Origin of the sequence: Pseudomonas fluorescens (assembly GCF_000968015.1) — a bacterium.
Taxonomy (GTDB): domain Bacteria; phylum Pseudomonadota; class Gammaproteobacteria; order Pseudomonadales; family Pseudomonadaceae; genus Aquipseudomonas; species Aquipseudomonas fluorescens_W.
Window position 1 is genome coordinate 82,190 of the sequence record NZ_LACH01000007.1, and the last position, 16,155, is coordinate 98,344.

At 57.4% G+C, this 16,155-nt stretch carries 20 protein-coding genes; 7 read left to right on the forward strand and 13 right to left on the reverse strand.

The annotated features are described in order from the left end of the window. Positions 1 to 19: 19 nt before the first annotated feature. From VD17_RS04870 to VD17_RS04900, 7 genes are all read right to left on the reverse strand, one after another. A complete protein-coding gene (locus tag VD17_RS04870) occupies positions 20 to 1,270 on the reverse strand; it encodes a 2-aminoadipate transaminase (protein ID WP_046052904.1) in 1,251 nt (416 codons plus the stop codon). A gap of 219 nt (positions 1,271 to 1,489) precedes the next feature. Continuing rightward, on the reverse strand, positions 1,490 to 1,828 hold the full coding sequence (locus VD17_RS04875) for a HopJ type III effector protein (protein ID WP_008037347.1): 339 nt from the start codon (positions 1,826 to 1,828) through the stop codon (positions 1,490 to 1,492). After that, positions 1,821 to 2,117, reverse strand: coding sequence for a DUF1244 domain-containing protein (locus VD17_RS04880; RefSeq protein ID WP_008150700.1), 297 nt, complete (start codon positions 2,115 to 2,117; stop codon positions 1,821 to 1,823). Before VD17_RS04880 ends, VD17_RS04875 begins: the two co-directional genes overlap by 8 nt. A 68-nt stretch (positions 2,118 to 2,185) precedes the next feature. After that, complete coding sequence (gene folX / locus VD17_RS04885) at positions 2,186 to 2,557, reverse strand: dihydroneopterin triphosphate 2'-epimerase (RefSeq protein ID WP_046052905.1); 372 nt, start codon at positions 2,555 to 2,557, stop codon at positions 2,186 to 2,188. Positions 2,558 to 2,559: 2 nt separating this feature from the next. Beyond that, positions 2,560 to 3,135: a GTP cyclohydrolase I FolE gene (gene folE, locus VD17_RS04890; RefSeq protein ID WP_046052906.1), complete on the reverse strand. Its 576-nt coding sequence runs from the start codon at positions 3,133 to 3,135 to the stop codon at positions 2,560 to 2,562. Between the two features lie 21 nt (positions 3,136 to 3,156). Beyond that, positions 3,157 to 3,867 (reverse strand): dihydromonapterin reductase, encoded by a 711-nt coding sequence (gene folM, locus VD17_RS04895; RefSeq protein WP_046052907.1) that lies wholly within the window; start codon positions 3,865 to 3,867, stop codon positions 3,157 to 3,159. An 81-nt stretch (positions 3,868 to 3,948) separates the two neighbouring features. Continuing rightward, complete coding sequence (locus VD17_RS04900; protein ID WP_046052908.1) at positions 3,949 to 4,518, reverse strand: antibiotic biosynthesis monooxygenase; 570 nt, start codon at positions 4,516 to 4,518, stop codon at positions 3,949 to 3,951. 211 nt (positions 4,519 to 4,729) lie between these two features. Here VD17_RS04900 and VD17_RS04905 point away from each other — a divergent pair, with 211 nt between their 5' ends. Continuing rightward, on the forward strand, positions 4,730 to 5,689 hold the full coding sequence (locus tag VD17_RS04905; RefSeq protein WP_046052909.1) for a MerR family transcriptional regulator: 960 nt from the start codon (positions 4,730 to 4,732) through the stop codon (positions 5,687 to 5,689). 1 nt (position 5,690) lies between these two features. Here VD17_RS04905 and VD17_RS04910 read toward each other — a convergent pair whose 3' ends face one another. Continuing rightward, positions 5,691 to 6,296, reverse strand: a complete 606-nt coding sequence (locus tag VD17_RS04910; protein WP_046052910.1) for a hypothetical protein — start codon at positions 6,294 to 6,296, stop codon at positions 5,691 to 5,693. Between the two features lie 54 nt (positions 6,297 to 6,350). Continuing rightward, a complete protein-coding gene (locus VD17_RS04915) occupies positions 6,351 to 6,827 on the reverse strand; it encodes a PAS domain-containing protein (RefSeq protein WP_046052911.1) in 477 nt (158 codons plus the stop codon). Between the two features lie 154 nt (positions 6,828 to 6,981). Here VD17_RS04915 and VD17_RS04920 point away from each other — a divergent pair, with 154 nt between their 5' ends. Then, positions 6,982 to 7,437 carry a flavodoxin gene (locus VD17_RS04920; RefSeq protein WP_046052912.1) on the forward strand — a complete coding sequence of 152 codons (456 nt, stop codon included), beginning with the start codon at positions 6,982 to 6,984 and terminating at the stop codon, positions 7,435 to 7,437. On the opposite strand, the gene VD17_RS04925 is transcribed toward VD17_RS04920, so the two are convergent. Next, positions 7,418 to 8,314 (reverse strand): LysR family transcriptional regulator, encoded by an 897-nt coding sequence (locus VD17_RS04925; protein WP_046052913.1) that lies wholly within the window; start codon positions 8,312 to 8,314, stop codon positions 7,418 to 7,420. The genes VD17_RS04920 and VD17_RS04925 overlap by 20 nt on opposite strands. Positions 8,315 to 8,410: 96 nt before the next feature. Here VD17_RS04925 and VD17_RS04930 point away from each other — a divergent pair, with 96 nt between their 5' ends. From VD17_RS04930 to VD17_RS04950, 5 genes are all read left to right on the forward strand, one after another. Next, positions 8,411 to 8,797 (forward strand): CidA/LrgA family protein, encoded by a 387-nt coding sequence (locus VD17_RS04930; RefSeq protein WP_046052914.1) that lies wholly within the window; start codon positions 8,411 to 8,413, stop codon positions 8,795 to 8,797. Beyond that, entirely contained in the window at positions 8,787 to 9,473 is a 687-nt protein-coding gene (locus VD17_RS04935; RefSeq protein WP_033057889.1) for an LrgB family protein, read from the forward strand. The genes VD17_RS04930 and VD17_RS04935 overlap by 11 nt, the downstream gene beginning before the upstream one ends. A 147-nt stretch (positions 9,474 to 9,620) precedes the next feature. Beyond that, positions 9,621 to 10,403, forward strand: coding sequence for a class II aldolase/adducin family protein (locus VD17_RS04940; protein ID WP_033057887.1), 783 nt, complete (start codon positions 9,621 to 9,623; stop codon positions 10,401 to 10,403). Then, on the forward strand, positions 10,403 to 11,305 hold the full coding sequence (locus tag VD17_RS04945) for an alpha/beta fold hydrolase (protein WP_046052915.1): 903 nt from the start codon (positions 10,403 to 10,405) through the stop codon (positions 11,303 to 11,305). Before VD17_RS04940 ends, VD17_RS04945 begins: the two co-directional genes overlap by 1 nt. Before the next feature lie 112 nt (positions 11,306 to 11,417). Continuing rightward, a complete protein-coding gene (locus tag VD17_RS04950) occupies positions 11,418 to 12,329 on the forward strand; it encodes an SDR family oxidoreductase (RefSeq protein ID WP_046052916.1) in 912 nt (303 codons plus the stop codon). A gap of 77 nt (positions 12,330 to 12,406) precedes the next feature. Here the strand turns inward: VD17_RS04950 and VD17_RS04955 are convergent, their stop codons facing one another. The 3 genes from VD17_RS04955 to VD17_RS04965 all read right to left on the reverse strand — a co-directional run bounded on the left by VD17_RS04955 (position 12,407) and on the right by VD17_RS04965 (position 15,926). Then, the gene (locus tag VD17_RS04955) at positions 12,407 to 13,174 is read right to left on the reverse strand and encodes an N-acetylmuramoyl-L-alanine amidase (protein ID WP_046052917.1); all 768 of its coding nucleotides are present in this window, start codon (positions 13,172 to 13,174) and stop codon (positions 12,407 to 12,409) included. Between the two features lie 302 nt (positions 13,175 to 13,476). Further along, positions 13,477 to 13,734 carry a hypothetical protein gene (locus VD17_RS04960; protein WP_046052918.1) on the reverse strand — a complete coding sequence of 86 codons (258 nt, stop codon included), beginning with the start codon at positions 13,732 to 13,734 and terminating at the stop codon, positions 13,477 to 13,479. After that, positions 13,731 to 15,926, reverse strand: coding sequence for an S-type pyocin domain-containing protein (locus VD17_RS04965; protein ID WP_046052919.1), 2,196 nt, complete (start codon positions 15,924 to 15,926; stop codon positions 13,731 to 13,733). Before VD17_RS04965 ends, VD17_RS04960 begins: the two co-directional genes overlap by 4 nt. Positions 15,927 to 16,155: the final 229 nt, after the last annotated feature.

Below are 16,155 nucleotides of genomic sequence, written 5' to 3' on the forward strand. Positions count from 1 at the left end.
TGCGCGCAGATTCAGATTGTCAGGACAGTTTTGCGAGGCAAACCTCAAGGGTATCCAGCCCTTCTTCCAGCACCGCTGCCTCAGTGGTCAACGGCGCCAAAAGCCGAATGATGTGACGCGACTTGCCGCTTGGCATCAGCAGCAGACCCGCGTCTCGTGCCAGCGCCAGCAATTGGGTCAACTGCGCCGAGGCGGGTGTGCCGTCGGCATTGGTCAGCTCGATGCCGCGCATCGCACCGACGCCGGTCAAGCGGCCCAGATACGGGGAAAGCTTGTTGGCGCGCCAGGCCTCGTAGCGGCTGACGATGGCTTCTTCCTGTTGCGAGCCCCAGGCGTGCAGGTTCGCATCGGTCATCTCGTCCAGGGTTGCCAGTGCTGCGGCGCAGGCAATCGGGTTGCCTGAATAGGTCCCGCCCAGTCCGCCCTTGGGCAAGGTGTCGAGCAGTGCCTTGCGCCCGACCACCGCACCCAGCGGCACACCGCCGGCGATGCTTTTGCCCAGCAGAATCAGGTCCGGCTCAATGCCCAATCGTGAAAATGCAAAGCGCTGGCCGGTGCGACCGAAGCCGGACTGGATTTCATCAGCGATCAGAAGGATGTTTTTTTCGTCACAGAAGTGGCGTAGCGCCTGGGCGAACTCCACGTCCAGCGCCAGGAACCCCGCTTCGCCCTGCACCGGTTCGACGATGAAACACGCCACGTCTTCGACATCGATTTCGACGCTGAACAGTCGGTCCATGGCTTTCAGGGCCTCGGCGCAGGTCACGCCGTTGTCCCTGCTCGGGAAGGGCAGGTGAAAAACCGGACCCGGCAGCACGCCGACTTTCTGTTTGTAGGGCGCGACTTTGCCGTTGAGATTGAGCGTGGCGAGGGTGCGGCCATGGAAGGCGCCGTCGAAGGCGATGACGGCCGTGCGACCGGTGGCGCCACGGACGATCTTCAGGGCGTTTTCCGCCGCTTCCGCGCCGCTGTTGGTGAGCATGCCACTGACCGGGTAGTTCACCGGAATAAACGCGGTGAGACGATCCATCAGTTCGAGGTAGGGCACATGCGGAGCGGCGTTGAACGCGTAGTGAGTCAGCCGGGTGGCTTGTTCGCGAATGGCCTCGACGATGCGCGGATGGCAATGGCCGAGGTTCAGTACACCGATGCCGCCGACGAAGTCGATGTAGCGCTTGCCATCGGTGTCCCAGACCTCGGCATTTTTGCCGTGGCTGAGCGTGACGGGATGAACGATGTTGATCGACTGGCTGATGGTTTCGCTGCTCATGGATGACCGACTCTGAAGAAGGGATGCTTCTTTTTATCTAAGCCGTGAGCAGCGGTGCCCGGCAAACGAAATAAAGTCGCCGGGTCAATCTTAAAAGTCGGGATGTGCGGTGGAAGGTCAAAAGATCGCAGCCTCGTTTCACTCGACAGCTCCTACATAGATCGTATTTCCCTGTAGGAGCTGTCGAGCGAAACGAGGCTGCGATCTTTGGATGTTGAATCAGCGACGAGTCAGCGGCTGCTGAGTGAACTTCACACCGGCGAGGCCATGAGCAATCAACGCGCGGATATTGCCGTGATCGCTGCCCTCAGGCGTCGCCACCACCGAACGGTAATGCTCGCCGAACGCCAACAGCGCTTCTTCATCGCTCAAGCCTTCCAGCAGCGCCAGACCCAGGGTCTTGCACGAGCCTTCATTCTGCCCGGCTGCGTTTTCCACGCCGCCGTTGTTGAAAGCCTGAGGCTGATAGTCGTAGCCGGCGGCGATGAACGCCAGGGTGTCGGCAAAAACGTGTTCGCCGCTCTTGAGGCTGGCGCGCAGGGTGTTCAAATCACTCATTTGGTTTTCCTTTGGCGAACGCCGCTTGTTGTTCGGCGTTGGCTTCTTGCTGGTATTGGGCTTTCCACTCGGCGTACGGCATGCCGTAAACCACTTCGCGGGCGTCATCGAGGCTGACCTCGATCTGGCGTTCGTCGGCAGCGGCCTTGTACCACTTGGACAAGCAGTTGCGGCAGAAACCGGAGAGGTTCATCAGGTCGATGTTCTGCACATCCTTGCGGCTGTCCAGGTGGGCGACCAGCCGGCGAAAGGCGGCGGCTTCGAGTTCCAGGCGTTGTTGATCGGTCATGGCGGGCTCTGTGCAATCAAATCGTGGCGCGGATGATAAAAGTCTGACGAACAATGCGCCAGACGCGGTCAGCGGCTCGCGGCGAGAGTGATCGACACCGACTCGGCGAATCGCAGGGCGTGGGGCTTGTCGACTTCGACCTCGGCGTACAACACCGACTCGTTGACCATCACCAGATCGAGAATTTCCTGGGTCAGGCGTTCGAGCAGGGCGAAACGATTACCTTCCACGTGGGAGATGATCGCCTTGGTGATGGTGCGGTAGTTCAGCGCGTGATCGATGTCGTTGTCACGCACCGCTTCCTGAGCGGCATACAGGATGGTCAGGTTGATCAGTACATCCTGCTTGTTGAGGATTTCATCCTCGTTGATCCCGATGAAGGTCCGCAGGCACAGGTCCTTGACCCGGATGCGTGCCGTTCCTGGTTGAAGTTGTGGCATTGCTACTTGCTCCGTCCAATCAATTGCAGGAACTCCTGGCGGGTGTTGCTCGACTCGCGGAAGGCGCCGAGCATCACCGAGGTGTTCATGGTCGAATTCTGTTTCTCGACGCCGCGCATCATCATGCACATGTGCTTGGCCTCGATGACCACCGCGACGCCGGCTGCTCCGGTGACTTCCTGAACTGCCTCGGCAATCTGGCGGGTGAGGTTTTCCTGGATTTGCAGGCGTCGGGCGAACATGTCCACCAGTCGTGCAATCTTCGACAGGCCCAGCACCTTGCCCGTTGGAATATAAGCCACATGCGCCTTGCCGATGAAGGGCAGCATGTGATGTTCGCAGAGCGAGTACAGCTCGATGTTGTCGACGATGATCATTTCATCGTTGTCGGAAGCGAAGAGCGCGCCGTTGACGATCTCTTCGACACTTTGCTCATAACCATGGCAGAGGTACTGCATGGCTTTTGCCGCGCGAACCGGGGTGTCTTGCAGACCCTCGCGGTCAGGGTTTTCACCGAGGCCGATGAGGATTTCGCGATAGCTCTGGGACAGGGCGTTCTGGGGCAGGGATAACGTCATGGAACATCCTCGCGGGGCCGCTTATTTGATGTGCCGTCCGCCGTTGACGGTCAGGGTCGTGCCGGTGACATAAGGGTTGTCGAGCAAATAACGCAGGCTCTGGTAGATCACTTCGCAGCCGGGTTCGATACCCAGCGCGGACTTGGCCAGTGCCTTGGCGCGGTACGCCGCGTCGTCGTCGGGATTGAACATTAGCAGGGCTGGCGCAATACCGTTGACCTTGATTGTCGGCGCGTATTTCGCGGCGAAGGACAGGGTGAGGCTGTCGAGCCCGGCTTTGCTGGCGCAATAGCCAATGTGTTTGCTGCTGCCCCTGCGGGTCACGTCGTCGCTGATGTGCACGATGTCGGCAGGGCTTGAGCGTTGCAGCAAGTCGACACAATGCAGATTGATCAGGTAGGGCGCCAGCATGTGGACGTTGAACATGCGGGTGAAGGCTGCGGCGTCGGTGTCCGGGTTTTCGGCCAGCCATTCGGAGGCGTTATGGACAATCGCCCGCAGGCTGTCGGTGTGGTTTTTCAGTTCGCTGATGAACGCGAAGATTCCGGCTTCAGTGGAGAAGTCGGCAAACACCGCAGTCGCCCCCAGGTCGCGCAGAACTTGCACGCCGGGGCGTTCACTGCGGTAGCTGAAGATCACCGGCTGGCCATCCTCGAGCAAACGCTGCGCGCAGTGCAGGCCGACACGTTGGCCGGCACCGGTGATGAGGATTGGGGCTACGAAAGAGGTCATGAACGGCTCGCGTCGCGGTAAGAGCAAAACTATACCAGCGCGCGGCGGCATTCACCTACCGTGGGACTTCCTCTGTGGGAATCAGTGGTTCTGGGTGGAGGGCTCGGCGGCCAGCGGCCGTTGCGGCGTGGTGTTCAGCCAGCTGGCCAGCAGGCGGGTCGACAGCGGAATGAAGAAGTAGACCATCAACGGGGTCAGGCACAAGGTGCTGATGAACACCCGGCTCAGCAGACCCATGTCGCTCAGCAACGGCCCGAGGACAAAGTTGAACAGCAAGGAAACCGGAAAGAATGCCAACCAGATCGCCACGGCCTGTTTCCATCGTGGTGGGCGCTGGCCGGCCGCACCGAACCAGCCTTCGATGCCGCTGACACGATGTTCCGTTGGATGGGCAAACAAGTCACTGCCGCGTGCCAGCCATGCGGTGCGCGAGGCGGAATGCTCCCAGGCGTGCAAAGTCTGCTCGTCAGCGAAGCGGAAAATAATCTGGAATTCGTCATCGTCGGGCGGCGGAGCGAGCACGCCAGAACCGAGATAGCCGGGAAAATCGGTGGCCAGTTGTTCGCCTTCGTGCAACCAGGCGATCAGGTCTTGATAGCGACCATCGGCGACGCGGCGCGCAACCATCAGCGTGACGGGTGAGGTAGACATTGTGTATCTCCGTATGACAATCGCGTCGCTCCGGATAGGAGTTTCGCCAGGCGCAGCGCCGGGGTGGTGGGCTGCGTCTTGGAACAAGCAAGGATTATTCCTGATTCTACCTGGAACGTCAGTGACATTCGTCGCTATCAACGTCTTGAAGGGTATGGGGGCAGGGGAGGTAGAATGGGATCCAATTTATACATGGACATAGAATTATAAAATGCCTGTCCTGACTGACGTTGTCCCTGGGTTACAGCCCGGTCTTCCACTCGAGCAGGAAGAACTGTTTCCGATACGCGAAGTGGCGCGCCTGACGGGGGTCAACCCGGTCACGCTACGTGCATGGGAACGTCGCCATAGGCTGATACAGCCCGCGCGCACCGAAAGTGGACACCGACTGTATTCGATGACCGATATCGATCGTGTCCACAGCATCATTGACTGGATCGACCGCGGCGTTGCCGTCAGTAAAGTCGGTAAGATCCTGGCCAGGATTGCACCGCCGCAGGCGCTGTCACACATCATCCCGAATGAACTCATGCAAGCTGACTACACGCAATGGCAGCAACAAGTTCAGGTGGTGGTGAATGTCTTTGACGAGGTTCAACTGGAGCAGGTCTATGGACAGATCTTTTCCAGTTATCCGCTGATTGTCGTGTTTCAGGACATTTTTCTTCCACTCTGGAAGCAAGTACTGCAGCGCCATGACGCATTCGGCCAAGCCAGCGAGTGGCTTTTTCTGGATGGTTTTCTGCGCACCCGAGTGTTGCACCGCCTGCTGCTGGTGCGTGTCCTGCAGCCGCGACGGGTGATTCTCTGCGCCCTCAACGATCAGTGTCGTGAACTCGAAGTGCTGGTAACCGCGCTGTTTCTGAGCAGTGTCGATTCGGCTATTCAAGTGTTGGCTATCGGTCAGCCGTTCGACGAATTGGCCCTGGTCTGCGAACGGATCAAGCCCCAGGCGCTGGTGCTGGTTTCCAATCACGCGCCTTCGCCGGAGTTGCCACGGCGATTGAAGCGCCTGGCCTTGAGTCTGGATTGTCAGTTGATGCTGGCGGGGGATGCGTCCGATCTGGTGCAGGAAAGCCTGGCTGGATCGTCGATTGGATGTCTGGGTAACGAAGGATTGGTCATGCGTCAGCGTTTGAAACAGTTCCTGACTGGCAACCCGGACACTTGAATCAGAGATGCATGGCCGGATGCGTCAGCCGATGCTGTTGAAGGATGTACTGACGCAGACGCTCGGTTTCGTCCTTGTCATCCTGATTCAACTGATAGGCATAGAAGCCGCTCTCGGTTTCTTTCTCGAAGGTGCCGCGCAACGCGATGCGCTCGTAGCCAGACGGGCTGAACCATAAGGCGAAATGTTTTGGCGGTTTGGTTTTGTTGCGAACTTCCAGCAAAACCCCTTTGAACGACACTTCGTGCACCCACATCGTACCGGGCTGGCCATTGGCATTCTCCAGCGCTACCGGTTCCTCGAGTACCAGGCGCCATGGCCGGACCATCGGTCCGTCTTCATAGATGCTGGGGACGCCGAGGCGTAAATGCAGCGCATGAAACTCGTCTTCTACCAAGTGCAGCGGGAAGGTCATTTGCTGGTTTTCGAAGCTGGCCTGGATGGTGACTTGCTCATGAGCGGCAAGGCGCGTGAGCAGGTCACGGATCTGCGAACCACCGTTAACGAGCAGGCTCGACGTCGCATCCCGCATATTGAGTTGCGGGTTGTGTTGCATTGTCTGGATAAAATCCAGCTCATCCTGGGTCAGGAGTGCGTCGCGTTGCATGATCCGCTCGACAGAAATAGTTACAAAGTCACTGGTGATTGTAGTTAATGACAATCAATCCTTCGTTTTGTTTTTGCCGTTCGTCGCTTTTAGTGCGGCAAGCGCGGTCTGGACCTCGGCCAGTTGCGCCTCCAACTGCGCGACCCGCTGCTGCGCCTTGACCTGAAGAGTGACGTCTTTCTGCACACCGATGAAATAAGTCTGTCCGTCATCCGGGTTTTTCACCGTCGAAAGGGACAGCTCGTTCCAGAACGGCGTGCCGTCCTTGCGATAATTCCTGAGGATTTCCCGGCAGGAACCGCCACTGCTCAAGGCCTCGCGAATCAACGGCAGCGCTTCCTGGTCACGGTCCCCGGACTGAAGAAAACGGCAATCCTGGTAGAGGATTTCTTCGCTGGTGTAACCCGTCAGGCGTTCGAATGCCGGGTTGACGTAAATCAGGATGTTGTCCTGCTCGCCTTCCTTTTCGGCAATCACGATGCCGTCGTTGGAAGCGTTGATCACCATTTGCAGCAGTTGGGCGTTAATCATCGGAGAGTCCTTTCCAATTTGATAGTGAGATGCATTCTAAAAGAACACTGAAAACTTTCTACTGGTCATCCGCGTTAATTGAGAGTCAATCGCAGCTTTTTTGCCACGGCTGTTAATATCCCCCGTCTTTTTACTCAGCTTCAGGATCAGATTGATGAAAGTCGCCATCCTTTCAGGCTCGGTGTACGGCACGGCTGAAGAAGTCGCCCGCCACGCCGCTAATATTTTGAAAACCGCAGGTTTCGAAACCTTTCACAACCCGCGTGCGAGCCTCGCCGATGTTCAGGCCTTTGGCCCCGAAGCCTTCCTGGCGGTGACCTCGACCACCGGCATGGGCGAGTTGCCGGACAACCTGCAACCGTTGTATTTCGCCATTCGCGACCAGTTGCCTGCTGCCTGGCGTGGCTTGCCGGGCGCCGTGATTGGTCTGGGCGATGCGAGCTACGGCGACACGTTTTGCGGCGGCGGTGAGTTGATGCGCGAATTGTTCGGCGAACTGGGCCTGCGCGAAGTCCTGCCCATGCTGCGCCTGGACGCCAGCGAAAGCGTGACGCCGGAAACCGACGCCGAGCCTTGGCTGGCGGAGCTGGTCAGCGCTCTGCGGGGCTGACCGGTCGCTCGCGCAGTAAGGCGAGCCAGGCTTGCGCGGCTTTTGACAAGTACGCGCCCTGACGCCAGATGAAGGCGATATCCCAACGCAGATAGCTCGGTGCGTTCAAGGTCAGGCGCACCACACCTGGCCGCACCAGCCCGCGTGCCACCACGCGCGGCAACAGCACCACACCTTGACCGGCCGCCACCAGCGCTGCAAGAAAGTCAGCCTGGCCGCTGCGACCGCCTTCCTTCGGCGTAAACCCCAGCTGCTGGCAGGCTTGCAGCAAACGGTCATTGAGCACGAAGCTGCGCTGATACAGCAGGAAGGGCGTGTCGGCCAATTCCTCCAGCCCAATCACAGTCTTCGACGCCAGTGGATGATCGGCCGGCAGCAGGGCGTCCAGCGGTTCATCGCAGAAAGGCTGGAAGGCGAACTGCGGGTCCTTCGTCAACAGGCTGCCACCGAGTTCCAGCTCTCCACTCAAAACGGCCTGTTCGATGTTCAGGCTGCCGCCCTCAAGCAATTGAATGCTGATGTTGGGGTAGCGTCGCCGGTACTCGGCGAACAGTCCGGCGAACAGCGCGTCGCTGCCCAGTAGCGGCAAACCCAGACGCAATTCCCCGCGGGCCAGTTGGCTCAAATCATCCAGCTCACTGAGCAGTTCGTTGCGCAGCCGCAGCATGCCTTCGGCCCTTAGAAGGACCACGCTGCCGGCGGCGGTCAGGCGCAGCTGCGAACCCTGCCGTTCGAGCAACGCAGTGCCCAGGCTCTGTTCCAGCTGAGCAACCTGTTTGCTCACCGCCGATTGACTGATGTGCAAGGTCTTGGCGGCCTGAGTAAAACCACCCTGATGCATGACCTCGACGAAGCTGCGTAGCTGTTTGAATTCCATCTGCATGATTCCATTTTGGAATGTCTTAGAGTCTAACAATTCGCTTCGGGTATAGCAGCCCGCTCCGTAAAATGAGCACCTGTGAGGACCGAAGACATGAACGCATCAACCTTGAAAAGCTGGGCTCGACTGGCGACCGAATTAGCCGTGCTGCTGGCCATCTATCTGCTCGGCTGCCAGATGGCCGTGTGGTTTTCCTGGCCGATTCCCGGCGGTGTCATCGGCATGGTGCTGTTGCTGCTGGCGTTCGCTTTGGGTGTGGTCAAACCGGCAGCGCTGCAAATGGGCGCCGGCCTGTTGATGGCCGAGATGCTGTTGTTCTTCATTCCGGCGCTCATGAGCCTGCTCGATTACGGCGGCCTGCTGCGCAGCGACGGTTGGCGAATTTTGCTGGTGATCGGCGTCAGCACGTTGATGGTGATGCTGGTGACCGCCTTTACCGTGGAACTGGTGGTGCGGTTGAGGAGGTCTCGTGAAGCTTGAGCTGATGCCGATGTTCTGGCTGGCCTTCACGCTGCTGGCCTATCTGTTCAGTCGCTGGATCTATCGGCGCACCGGGCGCTATGTGTTGTCGCCACTGATTCTGGTTCCAGCCTTGCTGTTGGCGCTCGCTGTGCCGCTGCACACCGCGTATGCCGAATATTCGAGCAACACCCATTGGCTGATGCTGGTGCTGGGGCCGGTTACCGTCGCTTTTGCAGTGCCGATCTGGCAGCAGCGGCAGATGCTGATGCGGCATTGGTCGGCGTTGTTGCTGGGGATGCTGGCGGGCAGCGCGGCGTCCATCGGAAGTTCGTTCGGGTTGGCCAAGGCGCTGGCGCTGGACAGTTCGGTGACGATGTCACTGGTGCCGCGTTCGATCACCACGCCTTTTGCCATGCCGCTGGCTCATGACCTGGGCGGCGTACCGGAACTGACGGCGGTGTTTGTGATGTTCACCGGGGTGTTCGGGGCGATGCTCGGCGGCATTCTGCTCAAATGGTTGCCCCTGCGCAGTGCCTTGGCTCGAGGGGCGCTGTTTGGTGTCGGCGCGCACGGTGCCGGGGTCAGTCGAGCACATGAAGTGGGAGGTGAAGAGGGCTCGGTGGCGGGGTTAGTCATGGTTCTGACGGGGCTGCTTAATCTGTTCGCCGCCCCCTTGTTGGCGGCAGTACTTTGACATGGATCCACGTTCGTTGGCGTACTGACTCGCTAGGCCATCAAGCTGGCTGCCAATGCAACTACACGATTGCCGGGGCGTGACTAGACTTCTGTAACGTCGGTAAACAATAGAAACCCCAAGAATAAAAATTAGAGGTTCCTTGCCGTGAACGTAGCCCCCGTCCAATCGCCACACAGTGTCAAAGACCAGGTCAGCGCCGCCGAGTGGCAGACCCGCGTCGATCTTGCCGCCTGCTATCGTCTCGTTGCTCTGCATGGTTGGGATGACCTGATTTTCACCCACATCTCGGCCAAGGTCCCCGGTACCGAAGACTTTCTGATCAACCCGTTCGGGATGATGTTCCACGAGATTACCGCGTCCAGCCTGGTCAAGGTCGATCAGGCCGGCAACAAGCTGATGGACAGCCCTTACGAGATCAACCCGGCCGGTTACACCATCCACAGCGCGGTGCACGAGGTTCGTCACGATGTCGTCTGCGTGCTGCACACCCACACCGCTGCCGGTGTTGCGGTGTCGGCGCAGAAACAAGGCATTTTGCCGATCAGCCAACAATCATTGTTTGTCCTGTCCAGCCTGGCTTATCACGCCTACGAAGGTGTTGCGCTTAACCATGAAGAGAAGGCGCGACTGCAAGCCGACCTTGGCGAAAACAATTTCCTGATGCTGCACAACCACGGTCTGCTGACCTGCGGTGCGACCATCGCCGACACGTTCCTGATGATGTTTACCTTCCAGCGCGCCTGCGATATCCAGGTGCTGGCGCAGAACGGTGGCGCCGAGTTGATCGCCATCGAACCGCAGATTCTGGCAGGCGCCAAGGCAATGATCGCCGGTGTCACCAAAAGTGCTCAAGGGATGGGCGGCGCACTGGCCTGGCCAGCGCTGCTTCGCAAACTCGATAAACAAGACGCGGGTTATAAACTCTAATGGCACTCGCCGAGATCCCCCTGTGTGTCTGGCGCAAACGCGGCCAGTCGTTCGTATTCCGTGGCCAGACCATCCGTTACTGGACGGCCGGGCAGGGTGAGCCACTGTTGCTCATTCATGGCTTCCCGACCGCCAGTTGGGACTGGCATTTCCTCTGGCAGCCGCTGACCCAGCGCTATCGGGTGATTGCCTGCGACATGCTCGGCTTTGGCGACTCCGCAAAACCGGTGGACCACGAATACAGCCTGCTGGAGCAGGCCGATCTGCAACAGGCCTTGCTGGCACATGTGAAGATCGAGCAGCCGGTGCACCTGTTGGCCCACGATTATGGCGACAGCGTGGCTCAGGAACTGTTGGCCCGGCATTACGAAGCGCGTATCCATATCGCCAGCTGTGTGTTCCTCAATGGCGGCCTCTTTCCCGAAACCCATCGTCCGATCCTGATGCAAAAACTCCTGCTCAGCCCCTTGGGCTGGATGATCGGGCGCGCCTTTTCCCGTGATGGTCTGGTGAAGAGTTTCCGACAGATATTCGGCCCGCAAAGTAGCCCCTCCGAGAGCGAGATGGATGATTTCTGGAGCTTGATCGAGAGCAATCAAGGGCCACGGATCATGCACAAATTGATCGCCTACATCCCTGAGCGGCGTGCCCAGCGCGAACGTTGGGTCAGCGCGATGCAGCGGGGTGAAGTGCAGTTGCGGGTGATCGATGGGGAGGTCGATCCGATTTCCGGTGCGCACATGGTCGAGCGCTATCGGGAACTGATCCCGAACCCGGACACGGTCTTGTTGCCCGGTATTGGTCACTACCCGCAAACCGAGGCGCCGGGGCAGGTGCTCAAGCACTATCTGGAGTTTCGCGATCAGTTGGTTTCACCGCCGCGCAAGGCCGCCTGTTCCTGATTATCCCCCTGCCTTATTGCGCACCATTCAGCCTCACCCCAGTTCATTGTGACCCGCATCGCCGTGCCTGACACTCGGACTCATTGTCCCTTGGCCTGCTGGAGTCCCCCCAATGAATGAGTCTGTGCGCTTCGAAGATAAAGTCGTGATTATCACGGGTGCAGGCGGCGGCCTGGGCCGGGCCCACGCGCTGCTGTTCGCCAAACAAGGCGCCAAAGTGCTAGTCAACGATCTCGGCGGCTCGGCTCAGGGCGAAGGTGCAAACGCTTCGGCAGCCGACCGGGTGGTGGCCGAAATCCGCGAGGCCGGTGGCATCGCCGAGGCCAACCATGACTCCGTCACCGACGGCGACAAAATCGTTCAGAACGCCTTGGACACCTTCGGCCGTGTCGATGTAGTGGTCAACAACGCCGGGATCCTGCGGGACAAAACCTTCCACAAAATGGAAGACGGCGACTGGGACCTGGTTTACCGCGTCCACGTCGAAGGCGCCTACAAAGTCACCCGTGCCGCCTGGCCGCACCTGCGCGAGCAAAACTACGGCCGCGTCATCTTCACCGCTTCGACCTCGGGCATTTACGGCAACTTCGGTCAGTCCAACTACGGCATGGCCAAACTCGGCCTCTACGGCCTGACCCGCACCCTGGCCATCGAAGGCCGCAAGAACAACATCCTGGTCAACGCCATCGCCCCCACCGGCGGCACCCGCATGACCGAAGGCCTGATCCCGCCGCAAGTCTTTGAGCAACTCAAACCGGAACTGGTCAGCCCGCTGGTGGTGTACCTCGCCAGCGAGAACTGCCAGGAAACCTCCGGGCTGTTTGAAGTCGGTGGCGGCTGGATGGGCAAGGTGCGCTGGGAACGAAGCCTCGGCGCAGGGTTTGATCCTCGGGTTGGTTTCTCCCCCGAGGATGTGGCGGCGCATTGGCAGCAGATCTGCGACTTCGAAGGCGCGGCGCATCCGCAGGACAACCTTGAAGCGCTGAAGGAAATGATGGCGAATTTGCAGAAGTATTCGATTTAAAGGAAGCCAGCAAGGTCATCGTTCCTGACCTTGCTGGTTCTTGATATTCGGCCCCGACATCTGGTTTGCAGCGGCGATCAAGGAAAATACTTGTGAACCAATGCCGCCAGATTCGCGGCCGTTTGCGCATCCATGATCCCGTCGTACGTTTTCGGGCGAAAGTGCAGCTGAAAGGCCCTGACCAGTTGTGTGAAGCCTTGTTCGGTTGACGCACCGGAAACGTCATACCCGTAAGTCTTGAACAGTTTGAGCAAGTCGCTTCGGGCTGGAATGCCGGTCTCGTTGTATTGCTGCAGGTAGGCGTCTCGGGAGACATCGTCGAACCAGGCACCGACGCCTTTCAAGTAAAGGGCATGCCAGGGGAATTTCGGCCCTGGGTCACTCTTGCGGCCGACCGCAATATCCGAGTGTCCCAGAACAAGGGTCGGGCTGATATCCGGGTAGCGTTCAAGGATGTTCAACGCCAGCTCTTCAATGGCAGCAATTTGTTCTGGCTGATACGGCGGAAAATTGAAAACACCTTGGCTAAACGTTGCAAGGTTGACGATTTCAACGCCGATAGATGTGTCGTTCAGATTGCTTCGATTGCCCCAGGTACTGACGCCCGCATGCCACGCGCGCTTGGTTTCGTCGACGAGACTGAATACTTCCTGCCCGGTATAACCTGCTTTCAAGTAGCTCGGATCGGTGATGTCGGGAACCAGATAGTGGGCGCTGACATTTGGGCCGGTGAGTGCATTGACCGAACTGGAGAAGTTACCGGCGGTGTAGTGAAAAATCAGAAAGCGTACTCGGGTGTTGGAACTTTTGGTGGCGCGGTGCTTGTTGTAGTCAATGGGTTTCATGAAAAGATTGCTCGCAGCGGATTAAGTTAAAGTCTGAGCGCAATAAAATTGAACGGCTGACTTGTAATTAACCTTAACTGCTTGGGCGCTTCGTGCGATTACAGATCTATGTAGTCGCTTTCCGAGAAGTGTGTAGGTGGTCGACAGCCTCTCACAAGTTTGCATAAGTATTGGCTGTGAATGGGTGGTAAGAAGCAAGCACGAATGCTTGCTTCTTTGTTTGGATTACTGTGCTTCAGGTTTGAAGCCGGGTTTGATGTTGGTTGCGGGTTGGTTTGGTACGGCTTGGGGCGTCCTTTTCGTCAGCCGTATCTTTTTTCTGTAACGAATTTTGGAGCTTTCCAGTTAGGGCCTTTAGTTGCCAGTCCCTTCTCTCCTTTTGCGAGTACACCCATTTCGAACAATCGTGTATACGCGAGTTGCAATTCTCCGTGTCGGATGGCTTCTGGCTTGTAGCGACCGATCATCATGTCTAAATGCGGCGGTGCCTTGATTAATGCGAAGACGGTAACGATATCGTCTAAGGACTCATGGCTAACAAGCTGCTCAATAATGCTCATTTCCACATCTCCTTCAGAAATCGTTGATAGTCGCGCTCATCTTGTTCCGCGGCAGCTGCTAGTGCTTCCGGCGTGTAGAGTAGGGAAGGATCATCTTTCAATTTGAAGTCTTCCAATGTCGCAGTATGAACGTTGTTCCATACGGGGGAGTCGGGATCCGGCATTTCAGTGTCTCCATACCCCAGAGCTTTAAATCTTTCAAACTCTCTGATCTCGTGAGTGTAGAAGCGTCTATCGGTGTCGTTCATCTCAAGCTCTCCGCGGAGAATTCGATCTAGCCGATCAATCATCACTTTATTGGCATCGGACGGGTGAAATTTAGACGTATGCAATTTCACGATATTGGCTCCTTCTTGTGAAGCGATTGCAGGCTCCCATTTCATATCCAAAGTTGGCCCGCCCGTTTGCTCAGGGTTGAAATCGCGGCCACTGTGCTCCCCTTCAACAATTGCACCTTCATAGGGAGTATTGAAAACCACATATTGAGCCGGAATACCCGACTCAATCGGGAATACATTAATGAAACCACCAAAGCTGTAGAGATCCAGCTCCGGGAATGAATCTATCCTTCCTTCGAGGGCGGTTACTGTAGTGCCGTTGTAAACGACAACGTTCAGCTCCTTTGCAGGAAGGGAAGTTGATGCATTGTCCGGTCTGACAGTCGGCGTCCAGGTCATGCCGATGGAAGGGGTATTCGGGTTGTAGGTTCTGTAAATGTTCAGACTTGGATCGAGAGTAGCGAGCCGCACCGGAACCCTGGAAGGCACCGTCGTGCCGTTTGTAGCGGCAACAAAATACTCAGTTGTGTTCCCCACAGTTCTGGTACCGATAGCGACCGGCAATCTGACTTCCCCATTGGCCTCGGCAATGGCATACAAGTCCTCAATACCGTCAGGTGTGAGATCCGAGAGTGGGACGCTCAAGGCGTGGAGACCATCGGGCTCGTAATCCAAGAGCGAGAGGTTCCAGGCGTGGAGATTGTCGGGCGCCAGATCCGAGAGTGGGACGCTCAATTGGCGGCGATCACCGTTACCCAAAGGCGAGGGAAACAGCAGCGCCGCGAATCCGACGATTACCGGGGTTGCCGCCGCGGTACCTGCCCTAATTATGGCGGCGACTCCGGCCTGCTGAGCAGCCCTGACTGCCCGGGTAGTGGCAGTGCTGGTGGCGAGACGACCTGTTGCCAAGGTAAACACCGGACCAACTGCCACGGCAGAGCCCGATATGGGAAATGGCCGACTGGTTTCAGCGGCTTCCAATGAATCGAACATCGCAACCATCGCATTTAATCTTGCGAGCCCTTCTGCACGTTTTTTAGCCTTGACCTCCTCTCGCTCTTTCGCCTCTTTCGCCTCTTTCGCCTCTTGCGCTTCGCGTGCCTTTTCAGTTTCTCGTTTAATCTCGGCTTGCTCTTCGAGGCGGGCCCGTTCCGCAGCGACCTGCTGCGCTGCCGCTTCTGCCGCAACGCGAGCCTGTTCGGCAGCTGCCCTCCGTGCGTTCTCCATTGCAGCAAGTCGCGCTTGCTCTCGAGCTCGGACCGCGGCCTCTTCGTTTATGCGCGCCAATTCGGCGGCAGCCCTCTGTGCTTCCTCATTGGCCTGCACGACCCTTAAGAGATTCTGCGCATTAACGGTTCGCTGGTTGAGCGACTGGATCGTTTGAGACAGCAATCTGGCATTGATCGCGGCTCTGAGGGATTGATTCAAGGCCTGCATGGCAATGCCATTCGGTCCCGGCCACTTCTCCATCTTCGTGGCTTTGATCATGAATTCATTGATATGCCGGTTAAATGGATCACCTCCATAAAACATATTGGCAGTGGCTGTTTTACTGTGGAACTCTGCGGTCTTGCGTTGTGTAAGTTTATTCAGTACCCCTAATTCCCGGACGACTGATTGCAAAGGTGGAACTGGATCCGTTGGACCTTCATGTCGGGTGGCTGCCAGTTCGGCTTCGATGGAATGTGGTAAATAACTGGCCTTCGCCTGATATTCCTGTTCCAGCCTTTTAGTTGTGGCTTTTACCGCGTTTTGATTTTGATAATAGGTCGGCACGCTGCGGCCGAATGCACCTGACATCATTGTGCTTGATGTTCGAGGTACGGTAATCATGTGCTCGGGTGCATCAGCTGTTATATCGACAGCCTCATCGAGATAATAAACCGGCCTTGATTGATCGGGTGGTTTTTGCATATTCATATCCTTTTGAATGTGCTTGGTTCTTTAAAAAGAGAGACTTGCTGGTCAGACATTACGAAAACGGATGCAAGCTATTGCTTCGTGCCATTTAAAGCTACCGCAGAAGTGGAAATCATGAGTCCGAGAGGTGTGTGGGGCGTTACATATAAGGTCGAGGGAAGTTTCTATTGGTCAGGAATAACCGCAGGATTATCGTTTGCGTAAAAAGATGTTTCTTATAGCG